The following is a 13943-nucleotide window of genomic DNA, read 5'->3' as shown; positions in this document are numbered from 1 at the left end:
TCGACAGCGCTCCGATGCACCGCGAATCGGAGCCACACCCCCGATCCCCTTGTGGGAGCGAGCCCTGCTCGCGATAGCGCACTGTCAGCCAACACCGATGCCGACTGATCCCCCGCTATCGCGAGCAGGTTCGCTCCCACGGTTTGACCGAGGCTCTTGCCATGAAATGTTTAACGTTCGCCTGCTTGCTGATCGCCGTCCAAGCCTACGCCGACGACAACCCACTCATCATCAACGGCTGCACCATCGCCGAATCCAGCCAATGCCCCGGTGCCGACCTGCGCGGTGCCCGGCTGGCCAACCAGGACCTGCGCAAGATGAACCTCAGCGGGGCCGACCTACGGGATGCCGACCTGCGGCATGCGAGGCTGGACCTGGCGAATCTGGAACGCGCCCGACTGCAGGGCGCCAACCTGACCCGTGCCAGTCTGCAGCAAAGCAACCTGCGCCTGGCCGACTTCACCGGTGCGACGCTCAAGGCCATCCAGGGCTGGGGGCTGTTTGCCCAAGGCGCACAACTCCAGCGTGCCGACCTGAGCGCCGCCTATCTGCAGTTCGCTCGCTTATCCGGCGCACGGCTGCACGATGCCAATCTGCAAGCCGCCGACCTGGAAATGGCCTGGCTGAGCAAGGCCGACCTCAAGGGCGCCGACCTGCGCGACGCCAATCTGCAAGAAGCCAAGCTCGGCGAAAGCAACCTGGAACAGGCCGACCTGAGTGGCTCGCGTCAGCATTACGGGAATTTCCAGGATGCAAACATGCAGGGTTGCAAGGGATGTCCGCAATCCTGGGACCGATGAGCGCCCGTCGCCACAGGATGAGCTGTATTGGTTTTTTCACCCCGCCACCCGCACCAGGCCCAGGTCGATCCCCAGATGCACCAGCTCGGCATGAGAGCTGACCTGCAGCTTGCTCTTGAGCAGCGTCAGGTGGTTCGACACGGTCTTGGCGCTGATGCACAACTGCTCGGCGATGCTGCGTGCGGGTGTGCCCTTGGCGAGCATGACGAAAATCTCCAGCTCACGCTGGGTCATGCTTTGCAGGCGCGGGTCGGTGCTTTGCCGGGGACCGGCGCAAGCCAATTGTGTCGCCAGGGACTGTTCGATATAGGCGTGGCCGGCCAATACCCGGCGCACCGCCTCCACCAGCACCTGGGGCGCCGAGTTCTTGGTCAGGTAACCGCAGGCACCGGCGTCCAGGGCCTGGCGCACCAGCGGCAATTCATCGTGCATGCTGAAAAACAGCACCCGCAGTTGCGGCAAGCGCTGGCGCAGGCGCCGAGTGGTCTCCAGGCCACTGATACCGGGCAGGCCGAAGTCCATGATCACCAGGGTCGGCACCTGCTCCTGTACCTGGCTTAACGCTTCTTCTCCGGTAGCGGCTTCCCGGACATGCAGATCCGACATCAAGGCCCGCAAGAGACTGGCGTAGCCCTGCCGAACCACCGCGTGGTCGTCCACCAACAAAATGTTCATCGTGCCTCCAGAGGAATATTCAAGGCCAGTGCCCAGCCTGCGCCGGGCCGGCAGATGACGCGCAACTCGCCGCCCAGGCTGCGGGCTCGCTCGGACATCGAATGCAGCCCCACGCCCGGTCGATACGGCTGGAGGGCACCCTGGCCGTTGTCGCGAACCAGCAGGCGCAGGCGGCCGCCACGCTGACGCAAACGGATCCGTACATGGGTGGCGTTGGCATGGCGGGCAACGTTGGTCAGTGCTTCCTGCAACAGGCGATACAGGTGGGTCTTGTCCGGTCCGGACAACGGTGGCAAGGCATCCGCGATGCGTAACTCACAGGCGATGCCATGGGTGTCCTGGCATTGCCGCGCCAGCAACCCAATGGCTTCGTCCAGCGGCAGGTATTGCAGCACCACCGGATACAGGTCATGGACCAACGCCCGGAATCCCTGTTGCAAGTGCTCGCAGTCGTGCTCCAGCTGACTGACCGTCTGCTCCAGCACCGACGGCTGACCGGTGACCAGGCGCAGCAGACAGGCCCTGGCGCGGATGCCAGTCACGTACTGGCCCAGGTCGTCGTGCAGTGCCTGGGCCAAATGGGTACGCTCACGCTCCTGCACCGCCAGCAGCGCCTGGGTGAGCCGGGTGTTATCGGCCCGAGACTGGGCCAGGGCGGCGGTCATTCGGTTGAAATGCCCTGCCAACTGCCGCGCCTCCGGAATGCCTTCGGCGGGCAGGTGCACGCGCAGGTCGCCGCTCGATACCTGGCGCAGCGCTCCCAATAACTGATCCAGCATGCGCATGACCCGGCCCACCGCCCAGCGAATCACCAGCAGGCTGAGCAGCAGGGCCATGGCGCAGACACCCAGCAACTGCACCAGCGAATCGAGGATCTCATCGATTTCGTCTCGTGGATCGACGGCAATCCAGGCCCGTCGCCCGTCGCGCAACTGCACCACTTGGGCCACAGGGCTGTCGTCGAGCAACCAGCGTCCGACCCAACCCTTGGGTCCCTCTTCGTCCGGTATCGGAAACGCCTCCCCAGGCCCCAGCCAACGCACCCGCACATGGCGCAAGCTGCCTGTCAGCCGTGGCTGGAGGCTCGTCGGATCGCGCTCGGCGGTTTCCTTGAGGTAATGCACCACGGATTCGGCCGATTGCAGTTCGCGCTTCACGTCGGCCACGGCCTGATGCAACAGCAGCAACGCACAGGCCAGGGTGACCAGGGCGAAGAATGCCGTGACCCAGAGGTTGACGCGCCACAGGGCAGACATGGTCAGTGTCCCATTGCCGGGTTGAACTCGCCCATCCTTTGTGGGAGCGAGCCTGCTCGCGATGGCGGTGGTTCAGTTGAAAGAGAGGTTGAATGTGATGCCGTCATCGCGAGCAGGCTCGCTCCCACAGGAGGTTGCGGGTGTTTGCAGTTCTTGTGTCCATCACACGTGCCTTGTTTGCCAGACAACCGATCTACCCCGAGCAGACTCAGAATCAGCAGCAACGGCAACAGCAGCGCTTTGAAAATCCGCACAGTCCGTCCGCTCCCTGATGAATGACAGTGTCTGCATCCTAAAACCCCAAGCCTCGCGGCGAGTTACTACCTTAGTACTGGCCCGGCGGTACTTTCTGCATATTTCCCCATGGGCGCGTGCTTCCTATGCTGACGCTACCTGTAGTGGAGGTGTTATGCGTCGGCTCGTCAGTCTCACCTTGATTGCTCTGCTTGCAGTTGCCGCCCAGGCGGAGGAGGCTGCGCCGTTGCAGGTGCGTATCGGCTACCTGGGTTACCGTCCCGACCCGGGCCCGCTGCTCTCAAACGTGATCGCCGAGCCTGCCGACGCCGGACTGCGTGGTGCTGAACTGGCGATCATCGACAGCAACAGCACCGGTCGTTTCCTCAAGCACGATTACCGCCTGGAGAGTGCCAGCGTCGACAGCCCCGAAGCGTTGCTCCAGGCGGCCCGCGCCCAGCACGACCAAGGGCTGCGGTTGTTCGTGGTCAACGCCCCGGCCGCCAGCCTGCGCCAGCTCAGCGCCGCCCTGCCCGACAGTCTGCTGTTCAATGCCGGCAGCGCCGACGACAGCCTGCGCACCACGCAATGCCTGGAAAACGTGCTCCACAGCCTGCCCGACCGGGCCATGCTTGCCGATGCGTTGGTGCAATTCAGTGTCGTGCGCAAATGGCAGCGGGCACTGCTGATCGTCGGCCAGACGCCCGAAGACCAGGCCTACGCGGCCGCCCTGCGGCGGGCCATGAAACGCTTCGGCATGAAGGTGGTCGCCGAAAAAGCCTGGCAGTTCGACAACGACCAGCGCCGCAGCGCCCAGGCCGACATGCCGCTGTTCACCCAGACCGCCGAATATGACGTAGTCCTGGTGGCGGATGAACGCGGCGACTTCGGCGAATACCTGCCCTACCAGACCTGGTACCCGCGTCCGGTGGCCGGCACCCAGGGGCTGGTGCCCACCGGCTGGCACAAAACCGTGGAAACCTACGGCGCGGCCCAACTGCAAAAACGCTTTGAATCCCTGGCTGGTCGCTGGATGAACGACCGCGATTTTGCCGCCTGGATCGCCGTGCGCAGCATCGCCAGCGCCGTCAGCAAACTGCGCCAGGACGATCCTCTCGCCATCCGCCAGTTGGCCCTGAGCGATCAGTTGCCGCTGGACGGATTCAAGGGACGCAAACTCAGCTACCGACCCTGGAACGGGCAACTGCGCCAACCGATTCCCCTGGTACAGCCTCGGGCTCTGGTGAGCACCTCGCCGCAGGACGGCTTCCTGCATCCGTCCAACGAAATGGACAGCCTGGGCTACGACCGCCCCGAAGTGAGCTGCCGTTACCCCTGATCCGATAACAACAATAAGGAAACCGCCATGCGTCGCCCACTGCTGCAAGCCTGCCAAGTCCTGTCCCTGGGCATCGCGTTGTTCGCCGCCAGCCCTGCCGGCGCCAGCATCGCCTGGGTCTCCAACGAGAAAGACAACAGCCTGAGCCTGATCGATCTGCAGAGCCTGGAAGTCATCGAGACGCTGCCGGTGGGCCAGCGCCCCCGAGGGCTGCTGCTGTCCCACGACAACCGCCTGTTGTACATCTGCGCCAGCGATTCGGACCGGGTCCAGGTGATGGACGTGGCGACGCGCAAAATCGTCAAGGAGCTGCCCTCGGGCAAAGACCCGGAACAGTTCGCCCTGCACCCCAACGACCGCTGGCTGTACGTCTCCAATGAAGACGATGCCCTGGTCACAGTGATCGACACCCAGACCTCCGAAGTGCTGGGCCAGATCGGCGTGGGTGTCGAGCCCGAAGGCATGGCCGTGAGCCCGGACGGCAAGTGGGCCGTCAACACCAGCGAAACCACCAACATGCTGCACTGGATCGACACCCGTACCCAGACCCTGGCCGATAACACCCTCGTGGACCAGCGGCCACGCTTCGTCGAGTTCAATCGCGACGGCACCCAGCTCTGGGCGTCGGCGGAGATCGGCGGCACCCTGACGATTCTCGATGTGGCCACGCGCAAGGTGCTCAAGACCCTGACGTTCCAGATCAAGGGCGTGCACCCGGACAAAGTGCAGCCGGTGGGCATCAAGCTCAGCGCCGATGGCAAGCTCGCCTTCGTCGCCCTGGGCCCGGCCAACCATGTGGCGGTCATCGACGCCAAGACCTTCGAAGTGCTGGATTACCTGCTGGTGGGGCGGCGGGTCTGGCAATTGGCGTTCACCCCGGACCAGCGTCAGTTGCTGGCAACCAACGGTGTCAGCGGCGACGTCTCGGTGATCGACGTGCAGAGCCGCAAGGTACTGAAGTCGGTGAAGGTCGGGCGCTATCCCTGGGGCGTGGTGGTGACGCCATGAACGCCCTGCAGGTCAGCGACCTGAGCTTCGCCTACGGCACACGCGATGCCCTCAGGCAGTTGGATTTCAGCCTGCCCGCCGGACAGTTCGCCTCGCTACTGGGGCCCAATGGGGCGGGCAAATCAACGTTGATCGCGCTGCTCACGCGCCTTTACGACGTGCAATGCGGCGAGATCCGCGTCGGCGGCTACTCCTTGCAAACCTCGCCCCGCCCGGCCTTGCGCCAGTTGGGCGTGGTGTTCCAGCAAAGCACCCTGGACCTGGATTTGAGCGTGGAGCAGAACCTGCGTTATCACGTCGCGCTGCATGGCCTGTCCCGACGCGAGGGCAGCATCCGGATCGACGCTGAACTGGCCCGTCAGGGACTGACCGAACGGCGCCACGAACGGGTGCGCAATCTCAACGGCGGGCATCGTCGCCGGGTGGAAATCGCCCGGGCGCTGCTCCACGAACCGCGTCTGTTGCTACTGGACGAACCCAGCGTCGGCCTCGACCCGGCCAGCCGCCTGGCCCTCGGCCAACACGTCCGCCAATTGTGCCGCGAGCAAGGCATCAGCGTGCTCTGGACCACCCACCTGCTGGACGAAGTCCAATCCAGCGATGCGCTGTTGATCCTGCATCAGGGCCGCCTCGTCGCCAGCGGCACCGCCGAAGTGATCAGCCTGGAGCACGGCGGGACCCTGGGCTCGGCCTTCAACCGATTGACCACCGTGGGAGCCCACTCATGAACGCGTACTGGCAGTGTTTCAGTGGCATCGTGATGCGCGAATGGCTGCGCTTCGTCTTGCAACGCACGCGCCTGCTCAGTGCTCTGGTCCGACCGTTGCTCTGGCTGCTGGTGTTCGCCGCGGGTTTCCGGGCGGCACTGGGCATCGCCATCATCGCGCCCTACGACACCTACATTCCCTACGAGGTGTACATCGTGCCGGGGCTGGCGTGCATGATCCTGTTGTTCAACGGCATGCAAGGCTCGTTGTCGATGGTCTACGACCGGGAGATGGGCAGCATGCGCGTCCTGCTGACCAGCCCCCTGCCCCGGGCGTTCCTGCTGGCGAGCAAGCTGCTGGCGACCTCGCTGATCTCGCTGTTGCAGGTCTATGCCTTTCTTGCCATCGCCTGGTTGTACGGCGTCCAGCCTCCAGCGATGGGCCTGTTGCTGGCGTTGCCGGCCCTGTTGCTGGTGGCGCTGATGCTCAGCGCCCTGGGATTGCTGCTGTCCAATGCCATACGGCAATTGGAGAACTTTGCCGGGGTCATGAACTTCGTGATTTTCCCGATGTTCTTCCTGTCCTCGGCGCTGTATCCGCTGTGGAAAATGCTTGAGGCCAGCCCCTGGCTGTATTGGCTTTGCGCGGTGAATCCGTTCACCCATGGCGTGGAACTGGTGCGCTTTGCCCTGTATGGGCAATTCAATCTGCTGGCCATGACGGTCTGTGCCGGCTTGACCCTGGTCTTCTCGCTGCTGGCGGTGTGGACGTTCAATCCGCAACATGCGGCGGTGCGCAAGGCAGGTTAGCCCTGCCTATCCCCTGAGGGAGCGGTGGCGACCCCCAGCCTGTGACAGGTCCTTTTTTACGACTTTAGTACTGGTTTTCCTGTCTATGGTCGCATTCACAAGACCGCCACCCTGGCATGTAATGGACGCATAACAATAAGGATCAATCCCTATGTTCCGTTCATTGGCGATCGTCGTGCCGTGCCTGTGGCTGTGTGTCGCGCAAGCCGACACCTCGTTGTTCTCTCCCGAGGGCTACCGCATCGATCGGTATCGCAGCCCGACTCCCGCCGTGGCCCAAGGCGCGCAAACCGTCGATACCCAGGCGTTGCAGCAACTGCTGGGGCAAACCCCGCCGCCGGTGCTGATCGATGTCTACCGCAGGCCCTGGGTGCAAGGGCAATTCATCGACAATGAGCCCCACGCCAACCTTCCCGGCAGCTTGTGGCTGGCCAACACCGGCGACGGCCACCTGGACCCCGCCTGGCAGAATTACTTCGTCCATTACCTGCGCAAAGCCACCGCCGGGCGCGCGGATCGACCGCTGGTCTTTTATTGCCGCTCCGATTGCTGGTTGAGCTGGAACGCGGTAAAACGCGCCGCGTCCATGGGCTATAAGCATCTGTATTGGTACCGTGATGGCCTTGATGCCTGGGAGGCGGCCAAGCTGCCTTTGCAGGCGGCCCGGCCCGAGCCCTTTCCCTGATCTGTAATGCGTGCAATTGCTCCAGCCCCAACACAATAACGAGGTGAATGGCCGTGTATAAAATCCTGATAGCCGACGATCACCCACTGTTTCGCGAAGCCATCCACAACGTCATCAGCGACGGTTTTCCCGGCAGCGAGGTGATGGAAACCGCCGACCTGGACAGCGCCCTGGCCCTGACCCACGAGCACGACGACCTGGATCTGATCCTGCTGGACCTGAACATGCCCGGCATGCATGGCCTCAATGGCCTGATCAACCTGCGCAACGAAGCGCCCACCATTCCCGTGGTGATCGTCTCCGCCGAACAGGACAAACAGATCGTCCTGCAGGCCATCACCTACGGCGCGGTGGGGTTCATCACCAAATCGTCGCCGCGCTCGCAGATGACCGACGCCATCGAGCAGATCCTCAACGGCAACGTGTACCTGCCACCGGACATCATCCGCACTCAGAAGAACCCGGTGGGCCGACGCCTGAGCGAAACCCCGGCCTTCCCGCCCGAACTGCTCCAGGCCCTGACCCGCAAGCAATTGCTGGTGCTCGAACGCATGACCAAGGGCGAGTCGAACAAGCAGATCGCCTACACGCTGGACATCGCCGAAACCACGGTCAAGGCTCACGTCTCGGCCATTTTGCGCAAGCTCAACGTGCACAACCGGGTACAGGCGATCCTCAGTGCGGGGGATATCGATTTCGGGGCTTATCTGCGGCGCTGAATTAGATCGTTCCACCTTGTGGCGAGGGGATTTATCCCCGCTGGGCTGCGAAGCAGACCCCTGAGTCCGTCAGGCACACCGAGTTGTCAGGCTCTGGGGACGCTTCGCGCCCCAACGGGGCGGTGCGACGTTTCGCTAAATCCCCTCGCCACAAGCAAGCGTTCGGCTCAGTGGCGCTGGGCCAACAAATGACTCATTGCAATCTTGAGCTTCATCGGCCGCACCGGCTTGTGCATCAGGGTGTGGCCGCTTTCGCGGATCTGCTGCTTGAGTTCGTTGCTGTAATTAGCGGTGATCATCATCGCCGGGATCGGCGTGGCCCGCCGAGCATTGATCCGCGCCACAGCGTCCACGCCGTTCTGATCGTGGTCCAGGTGATAGTCGGCGATCAGCAGGTCCACCTCGGCGTGCTCGCTGTCCACCTGACCCGCCAGATCCTCCTCCGACAGCGCAGTCAGCACCTGGCAACCCCAGCCTTCGAGCAGTGTGCGCATGCCGGCGCAGATCGCCGCGTCGTTGTCCAACACCCAGACTCGCGCTCCACGCAAGCGTTCGAGCATGGGTTCGCTCATGTCCAGGCACGGTTGCGGCTTGGGCGCGGTGGCACTCAAGGGGACATCGATGGCGAACATCGAGCCCTTGCCCGGCCATGAGCGCACCTGGATCCGATGCCCGAGGATGCCGGCAATCTTTTCGACGATCGCCAGCCCCAGACCCAACCCGCGATCCTGGTCCGGGCGCTGCACGTCGCCGCGCTTGAACTCCTGGAAGATTTCCTCCAGGCGCTCCTCGGCGATGCCGATGCCGCTGTCCCAGACCTGGATCGAGACGCGCTGGCGGTGCCGCCGGCACCCCAGCACGACCCTGCCGCTGGGGGTGTAGCGAATGGCGTTGCTCAGCAGGTTGCGCAAGATCCGTGCGAGCAGTTGCATGTCGCTGCGCACCAGCACCGAACACGGCACGAAGCGCAGTTCCAGGCCTTCACTGCGGGCCACCTGCGCATATTCGGCGGCCAGGTTTTCCAGCAATTCGCTGAGGGCGAACGGTGCGATATCCGCCTTGATCACCCCGGCATCGAGTTTGGAAATGTCCACTAATGTACCGAGCAGATTCTCCACGTCCTGCAAGGAATTGCTCACATTGCGCACCAGCTGCGCGTTCGCCACCGGCTCGCGGCGTTCGAGCAAAGCGCTGGTGAACAACCGGGCGGCGTTGAGCGGTTGCAACAGGTCATGGCTGACCGCCGCGAGGAATTTGGTTTTCGACAGGTTGGCCTGCTCGGCCTCTTGCTTGGCTTCGCGCAGGCGCACCTCCACCCGGCTGCGCTCGTCGATTTCACGTCGCAGTTGATCATTGAGGGTGGTCAGCTCGGCGGTGCGCTCCTGGACCCGCTGCTCCAGATTCTGATAAGCCTGGTGCAGCGCTTCGGCGGTGCGGCGGCGCTCGGTGATGTCGCGAATCAGCACGAAAATCCCCACCACCTCGCCGTTGGCCAACCGGTTCGGCACGTAGGAGCGCAGCATGTAGCGTTCCTGGTTGTTGATGTTGGTCTCGGCGAATTCGAACGTCACGCTTTCACCCGCCAATGCTCGGGCCACGTAAGCCTCCAGGCGCTGGTAATGCTGCTCGCTGTGGGCCTCGCGCAGGCTCTGGCCGAGCATCACGCCCCGGGGCCAGCAGTACCACTGCTCGTAGACTTTGTTGGTGAACTCATAGACCAGATCGGCATTGAGGTAGGCAATGAGCGCCGGGACATGATCGGTGATCAGCCGGATCCAGCGCTCGCTTTCACTCAACGCTTCGGCGTGCTGATAGCGCTCGGTGATGTCGGTAAAGGTGTTGACGTAGCCGCCGGTGGGCAGCGGATGGGTACGGATTTCCAGGACCCGGCCGTCGGACAGGCGCTGCTCGCACTCGTGGATCAATCGACCGTTGCTGTCGCGGCTGACGGGGGTCAGCAGTTGCAGTTCGCTGTCGGCGATCACCTCGTTGAACGACCGGTGGGCCGCCACCGGTGCCAGGCCGCTGAGTTCCAGGAAACGTCTGTTCCACAATTCGAGCACGCCCTGGGCATTGACCATCGCCACGCCCTGGGACAGGTTGTCGACCGCGCGCTGCAACAAATGCGACTTCTGTGCAACGGCCTGTTCGCGGCGCACCGTTTCACTGAGTTTGACGTCGGTGATGTCGGTGAACAGGATCACCCGCCCGCCTTCCTGGGTCGGCCGTTCGCTGACCTGCAACCAGCGCCCGTTCTGCAAACGGTACAGCACATGCTCATCGCCCGGCCCCCGGGTTTCCTCGCTGAACAAGCCATTGGCGGTCATCAGGCGCTTGACCTCGCCCAGTCGCATCCCGGCGATGATGCGCACTCGACTGTGGGCCCAGAATGCCTTGAAACGGCTGTTGAACAGCACGATGCGTTGTTGTTCGTCGAACAGCACGAACGCGTCGGAAATGCTCTCGATGGCGTCGATCAGGTGCCGGTGGGCCGTTTCCGCCCGCAGCCGTGCCTCGCCCAGCAAGTGATTGCCTGCCTTGAGCTCGGCCATGGCCTGGTTCAGCGCGTCGGTGCGTTCGCGGACCTGCTCGGCCAACACCACCGAATGCTGGAATGCCGCATACGGATCGCTGCCTCGGGTCACGCCGGATTCCACCCGCTCGATCAGCGCCTCGTTGATGCGCCGCAACTTACGGTTTTCGTGCTGCAGGTGAGCGATTTGCGCTTGCAGGTCAGCGGTGGCCGGGGACGCGATGTCGGGCAATGGCAACTCCGGTAAAGGTCTGGTTGATGTGCATGCCATTGAACTGTTCTCCGTAGGTGTTGAAGCCCATCACCCGTTGTTCGCGCAGGAACTGCCCGATTTGCTCCAGGCCACCGCGGTCCTCCAACTCCAGGCGCCTGAGGAAACAATCGCAACCGATGGTCAGCAAGAGATCGCCGAGGCGTGCCTGCAAGCCTTCGAACAGGTCTTGCAGGTTGGTCAGCAAGGGACCGGGGGTCATGGCTGTCAGGACGATGCCGTTTTCCACCGCGCAGTAGAAACTCAGGCTCAGGTCCGGGTGCACCTGCTGGATGGCTCGCACGTAGTATTGATCGTTGATGCGCACCGCCAGCGGGTGCGCCGCGAAGACCCGGTAATCGAGGGCACTGACCGGCACGCCGATATGCCGGGCGTATTCCTCGGCAGCGGGTTCGGCGTTGAGTTCATAGACCCGGCGAGAGGTACTGTCGGCACCGGTCACCACCAGTTTCTCCTGCCGGGGCAGGATGTGATGGGTAGTGAAAACTTCGAAGGCCAGCCAGGTGTTGATCAACACCACGACGGCGGCGCCACTGTGGAACTGGCCTTCGAAGTACACGTGGGTATGGGTCAGGTAATTGTCGTCGCCGGCCGAACCACCGAAATGCGGAATGTCTCCGAGGGCGGCACTCAACGCCGCCAGGACCATTTCTTCACGGCTGGACAGACCATCCAGCAAGGTCAGCGCAAAGCTGTGGCCCTTGATCGGTGCCAGGGCATTGCTGCGACAAGCGCCGGCCAGCCGTTCGACCATCTGCTGGGCGTCGATCAGGCTGAAATGCTCCATCTCACCGATCAACTCGGCGGCAATGGAAAAATGCCGGTGATCGAACCCCACCGCCGTCACACAGTTGCGGCCGTACCCCTGCGCAGTGATCTCCCCAGCACTTGTGCAACCCACCAGGCGAATGCCTCCGAAACTTTGCGAGAGCGCCTGGCCCAGGGCGGGCAGATCGTATTCGGCGGAACAGAAAAACAGCACGAAGCCCAGGTAGGGATGCAACAGCTGACGCGCCAGTTCCTGGGCCGCTTGCTGGACATCCGTTGCCTGGGACATCGCGCTGACCACGCCTTCGTTCTGGGCCTGCTGCATGTTTGCCTCCGTAATAGCAGCCTTGAGTGTACGAAGCCGCACCGGGGCGACGAATGCTACTTGGGTAGCGGGTGGACGCTTCCATGGGAGGAGAAGAGTGAAGACCCCGACCGCGATGCGCACGGCCGGGGCCTTCACGAAACATGCCTGAACCTGATCTGGAACAGCTTTGTGATGCCTGAACCTGAGCTGGAACAGCTTTGTGACGAGGGGATTTATCCCCGTTGGGCTGCGAAGCAGCCCCAGAACCTTACCTCTCGGTGTATCAGGCTTATTGAGTCGACGGGATTGGGCCTGCTTCGCAGGCCAGCGGGGATAAATCCCCTCGCCACAAAAGGTGTTACCAGGTCAACACCGCCCCCACCGCGAAGGTGTCGGTGTCTTCGTTCTGGGCACTGGTGTCGTGGCCGTTGATTTCGAACTGGTTGTACTCGGCCACGAGCTTGAGGTAGTCGTTGACGTCGTGGAACAAGGCGATGCCGCGGGTTTCGTAATCGGCACCGCTGCCCACTACGCCGTTGCCGTCGTCATCGGTCTTGCCGTAGGACAGGGCCAGCCGGTTTTTTCCCAACTTGTACGAGCCCTGGAGCAGGTAGCCCTTGCTGTCGACATTACGCAGTGTGGCTTCGCCGGCGTTGTTGGTGAAGAACGGGTTGATGCCCTTGGCCTGGAACCCGGAGACTGTGAGCGACAGCCCGCCCATCTTGGCCTGGACGCCGTAGCCCAGGCCTTTGGAGGTCACCGACTCGACCGTGGAGTCGGTGTTTTCCGACGTCTGGTAACTGCCGTTGAGCCAGCTGTAGATCTTCGCCCCGCCCAGGTCGAACTGGTAGGTAATCTCGCTCTCGGTGCGTGGGTTTTCCTGGTAGGCCTTGCCGGTGGCGCTGTTGTCGTTGGTGTCCACCGGATCCATGATCCCCACCGCCACTCGCAGCCCATCCATCACCGGGGTCCGGTAGGTGATTTGCGACGTCGGGAACGGGTACGGATAACCACTGCCGATGTTGCCGAACGACACACCGCCACCGTCCACCAACCCCAGGGTGTCGCTGACCTGGCCGTAACCGGCCAACAGTTCGTCCAGCAGAATATTGGAGCGGGCAAACAGGCCGAAGTCCTTGCCGATCAACACCTCGCCCCACTCGGGATTGGCGACGGTGCCGTAGAACTGGCGCACATCGATGGCGGTGTCGGTGCCGTTGGTTTCGCTGTCGTTGATGGTCACCCAGAATGACGCACGGGCGCCAAGCTTGAGGTCATCGACCTGCTTGCCCATGTTGAAACCCAGGTAGTTGGGCAAAAAACCCATCTTGACCCGCGACTGACGGCGGTCGAACTGCTCACCGGCGCGGTCCACGTCACTGTTGACGTAGAAGGCATTGATGTAGCCATCGGTGGAAAACGTGGTCTGGTCCTTGTCGTACAGCATGATTTCGGCCTGGGCCCAGGGCGTCAGCCCAAGGGTCGAAAGGCTCGCGATGACCGCAGGCAAAAAACGGTGGCGGGTATTTTTATTGTTGTGCATGGCGCGCTCCGCAACAGGGGACGGGATGTCGGAGGCGATTATCGAAAGGCTGGTGGCGGCGCCATACGCTGCCTTGGAGGTAAAGGGCGGCTGCTTTGGAAGCGCCGGGCCGGCGCGGCTGTTTGGGTGTAAGACTGCAATGCTCAGAGGCGCAATACTTCAGGCCCAACCCTATCCATCTGTGGGAGATTCTATGGTTGAGGGGAAGCCCTCAAGCCGCTTTTGGTTGGTATTCGCTTTGCCCTTTCAGCAGAGCGAATACGATCCGAGCAAGCTTGCGAGCCAGCAT

At 62.8% G+C, this 13943-nt stretch carries 12 protein-coding genes; 7 read left to right on the top strand and 5 right to left on the bottom strand.

Annotated features, from left to right (window positions below; translation table 11 throughout):
- Positions 1 to 161 precede the first annotated feature (161 nt).
- Complete coding sequence (locus EGM97_RS05050) at positions 162 to 800, top strand: pentapeptide repeat-containing protein (protein ID WP_238962871.1); 639 nt, start codon at positions 162 to 164, stop codon at positions 798 to 800.
- Between the two features lie 36 nt (positions 801 to 836).
- On the opposite strand, the gene EGM97_RS05045 is transcribed toward EGM97_RS05050, so the two are convergent.
- Together EGM97_RS05045 and EGM97_RS05040 are read right to left on the bottom strand one after the other, a co-directional pair.
- Positions 837 to 1475, bottom strand: a complete 639-nt coding sequence (locus EGM97_RS05045) for a response regulator (protein ID WP_238962870.1) — start codon at positions 1473 to 1475, stop codon at positions 837 to 839.
- Positions 1472 to 2731, bottom strand: a complete 1260-nt coding sequence (locus EGM97_RS05040) for a sensor histidine kinase (protein ID WP_238962869.1) — start codon at positions 2729 to 2731, stop codon at positions 1472 to 1474. The genes EGM97_RS05045 and EGM97_RS05040 overlap by 4 nt, the downstream gene beginning before the upstream one ends.
- Before the next feature lie 409 nt (positions 2732 to 3140).
- Between EGM97_RS05040 and EGM97_RS05035 the strand changes: the two genes are divergently transcribed.
- The 6 genes from EGM97_RS05035 (at position 3141) to EGM97_RS05010 (ending at position 8232) form a co-directional block, all read left to right on the top strand.
- Positions 3141 to 4304, top strand: coding sequence for an ABC transporter substrate-binding protein (locus EGM97_RS05035; RefSeq protein WP_238962868.1), 1164 nt, complete (start codon positions 3141 to 3143; stop codon positions 4302 to 4304).
- Between the two features lie 27 nt (positions 4305 to 4331).
- Positions 4332 to 5312, top strand: a complete 981-nt coding sequence (locus EGM97_RS05030) for a YVTN family beta-propeller repeat protein (RefSeq protein ID WP_238962867.1) — start codon at positions 4332 to 4334, stop codon at positions 5310 to 5312.
- Positions 5309 to 6040, top strand: coding sequence for an ABC transporter ATP-binding protein (locus tag EGM97_RS05025; RefSeq protein ID WP_238962866.1), 732 nt, complete (start codon positions 5309 to 5311; stop codon positions 6038 to 6040). Before EGM97_RS05030 ends, EGM97_RS05025 begins: the two co-directional genes overlap by 4 nt.
- On the top strand, positions 6037 to 6828 hold the full coding sequence (locus EGM97_RS05020; RefSeq protein ID WP_238962865.1) for an ABC transporter permease: 792 nt from the start codon (positions 6037 to 6039) through the stop codon (positions 6826 to 6828). Before EGM97_RS05025 ends, EGM97_RS05020 begins: the two co-directional genes overlap by 4 nt.
- A gap of 151 nt (positions 6829 to 6979) precedes the next feature.
- A complete protein-coding gene (locus EGM97_RS05015) occupies positions 6980 to 7513 on the top strand; it encodes a PQQ-dependent catabolism-associated CXXCW motif protein (RefSeq protein ID WP_238962864.1) in 534 nt (177 codons plus the stop codon).
- 53 nt (positions 7514 to 7566) lie between these two features.
- Complete coding sequence (locus EGM97_RS05010) at positions 7567 to 8232, top strand: response regulator transcription factor (protein WP_053151254.1); 666 nt, start codon at positions 7567 to 7569, stop codon at positions 8230 to 8232.
- A gap of 167 nt (positions 8233 to 8399) precedes the next feature.
- On the opposite strand, the gene nahK is transcribed toward EGM97_RS05010, so the two are convergent.
- The 3 genes from nahK to EGM97_RS04995 all read right to left on the bottom strand — a co-directional run bounded on the left by nahK (position 8400) and on the right by EGM97_RS04995 (position 13654).
- Entirely contained in the window at positions 8400 to 11036 is a 2637-nt protein-coding gene (gene nahK / locus EGM97_RS05005) for a hybrid sensor histidine kinase/response regulator NahK/ErcS' (RefSeq protein WP_477788778.1), read from the bottom strand.
- Positions 10966 to 12129 carry a nitric oxide-sensing protein NosP gene (gene nosP, locus EGM97_RS05000; RefSeq protein WP_238962862.1) on the bottom strand — a complete coding sequence of 388 codons (1164 nt, stop codon included), beginning with the start codon at positions 12127 to 12129 and terminating at the stop codon, positions 10966 to 10968. The genes nahK and nosP overlap by 71 nt, the downstream gene beginning before the upstream one ends.
- A gap of 340 nt (positions 12130 to 12469) precedes the next feature.
- Complete coding sequence (locus tag EGM97_RS04995; RefSeq protein ID WP_238962861.1) at positions 12470 to 13654, bottom strand: porin; 1185 nt, start codon at positions 13652 to 13654, stop codon at positions 12470 to 12472.
- Positions 13655 to 13943 lie beyond the last annotated feature (289 nt).

It is taken from the genome of Pseudomonas sp. AF32 (genome assembly GCF_022342325.2).
GTDB lineage: Bacteria > Pseudomonadota > Gammaproteobacteria > Pseudomonadales > Pseudomonadaceae > Aquipseudomonas > Aquipseudomonas uvaldensis.
Note: the sequence above shows the minus strand (reverse complement) of the source record. Positions and strands in the feature narration are given on the sequence as shown.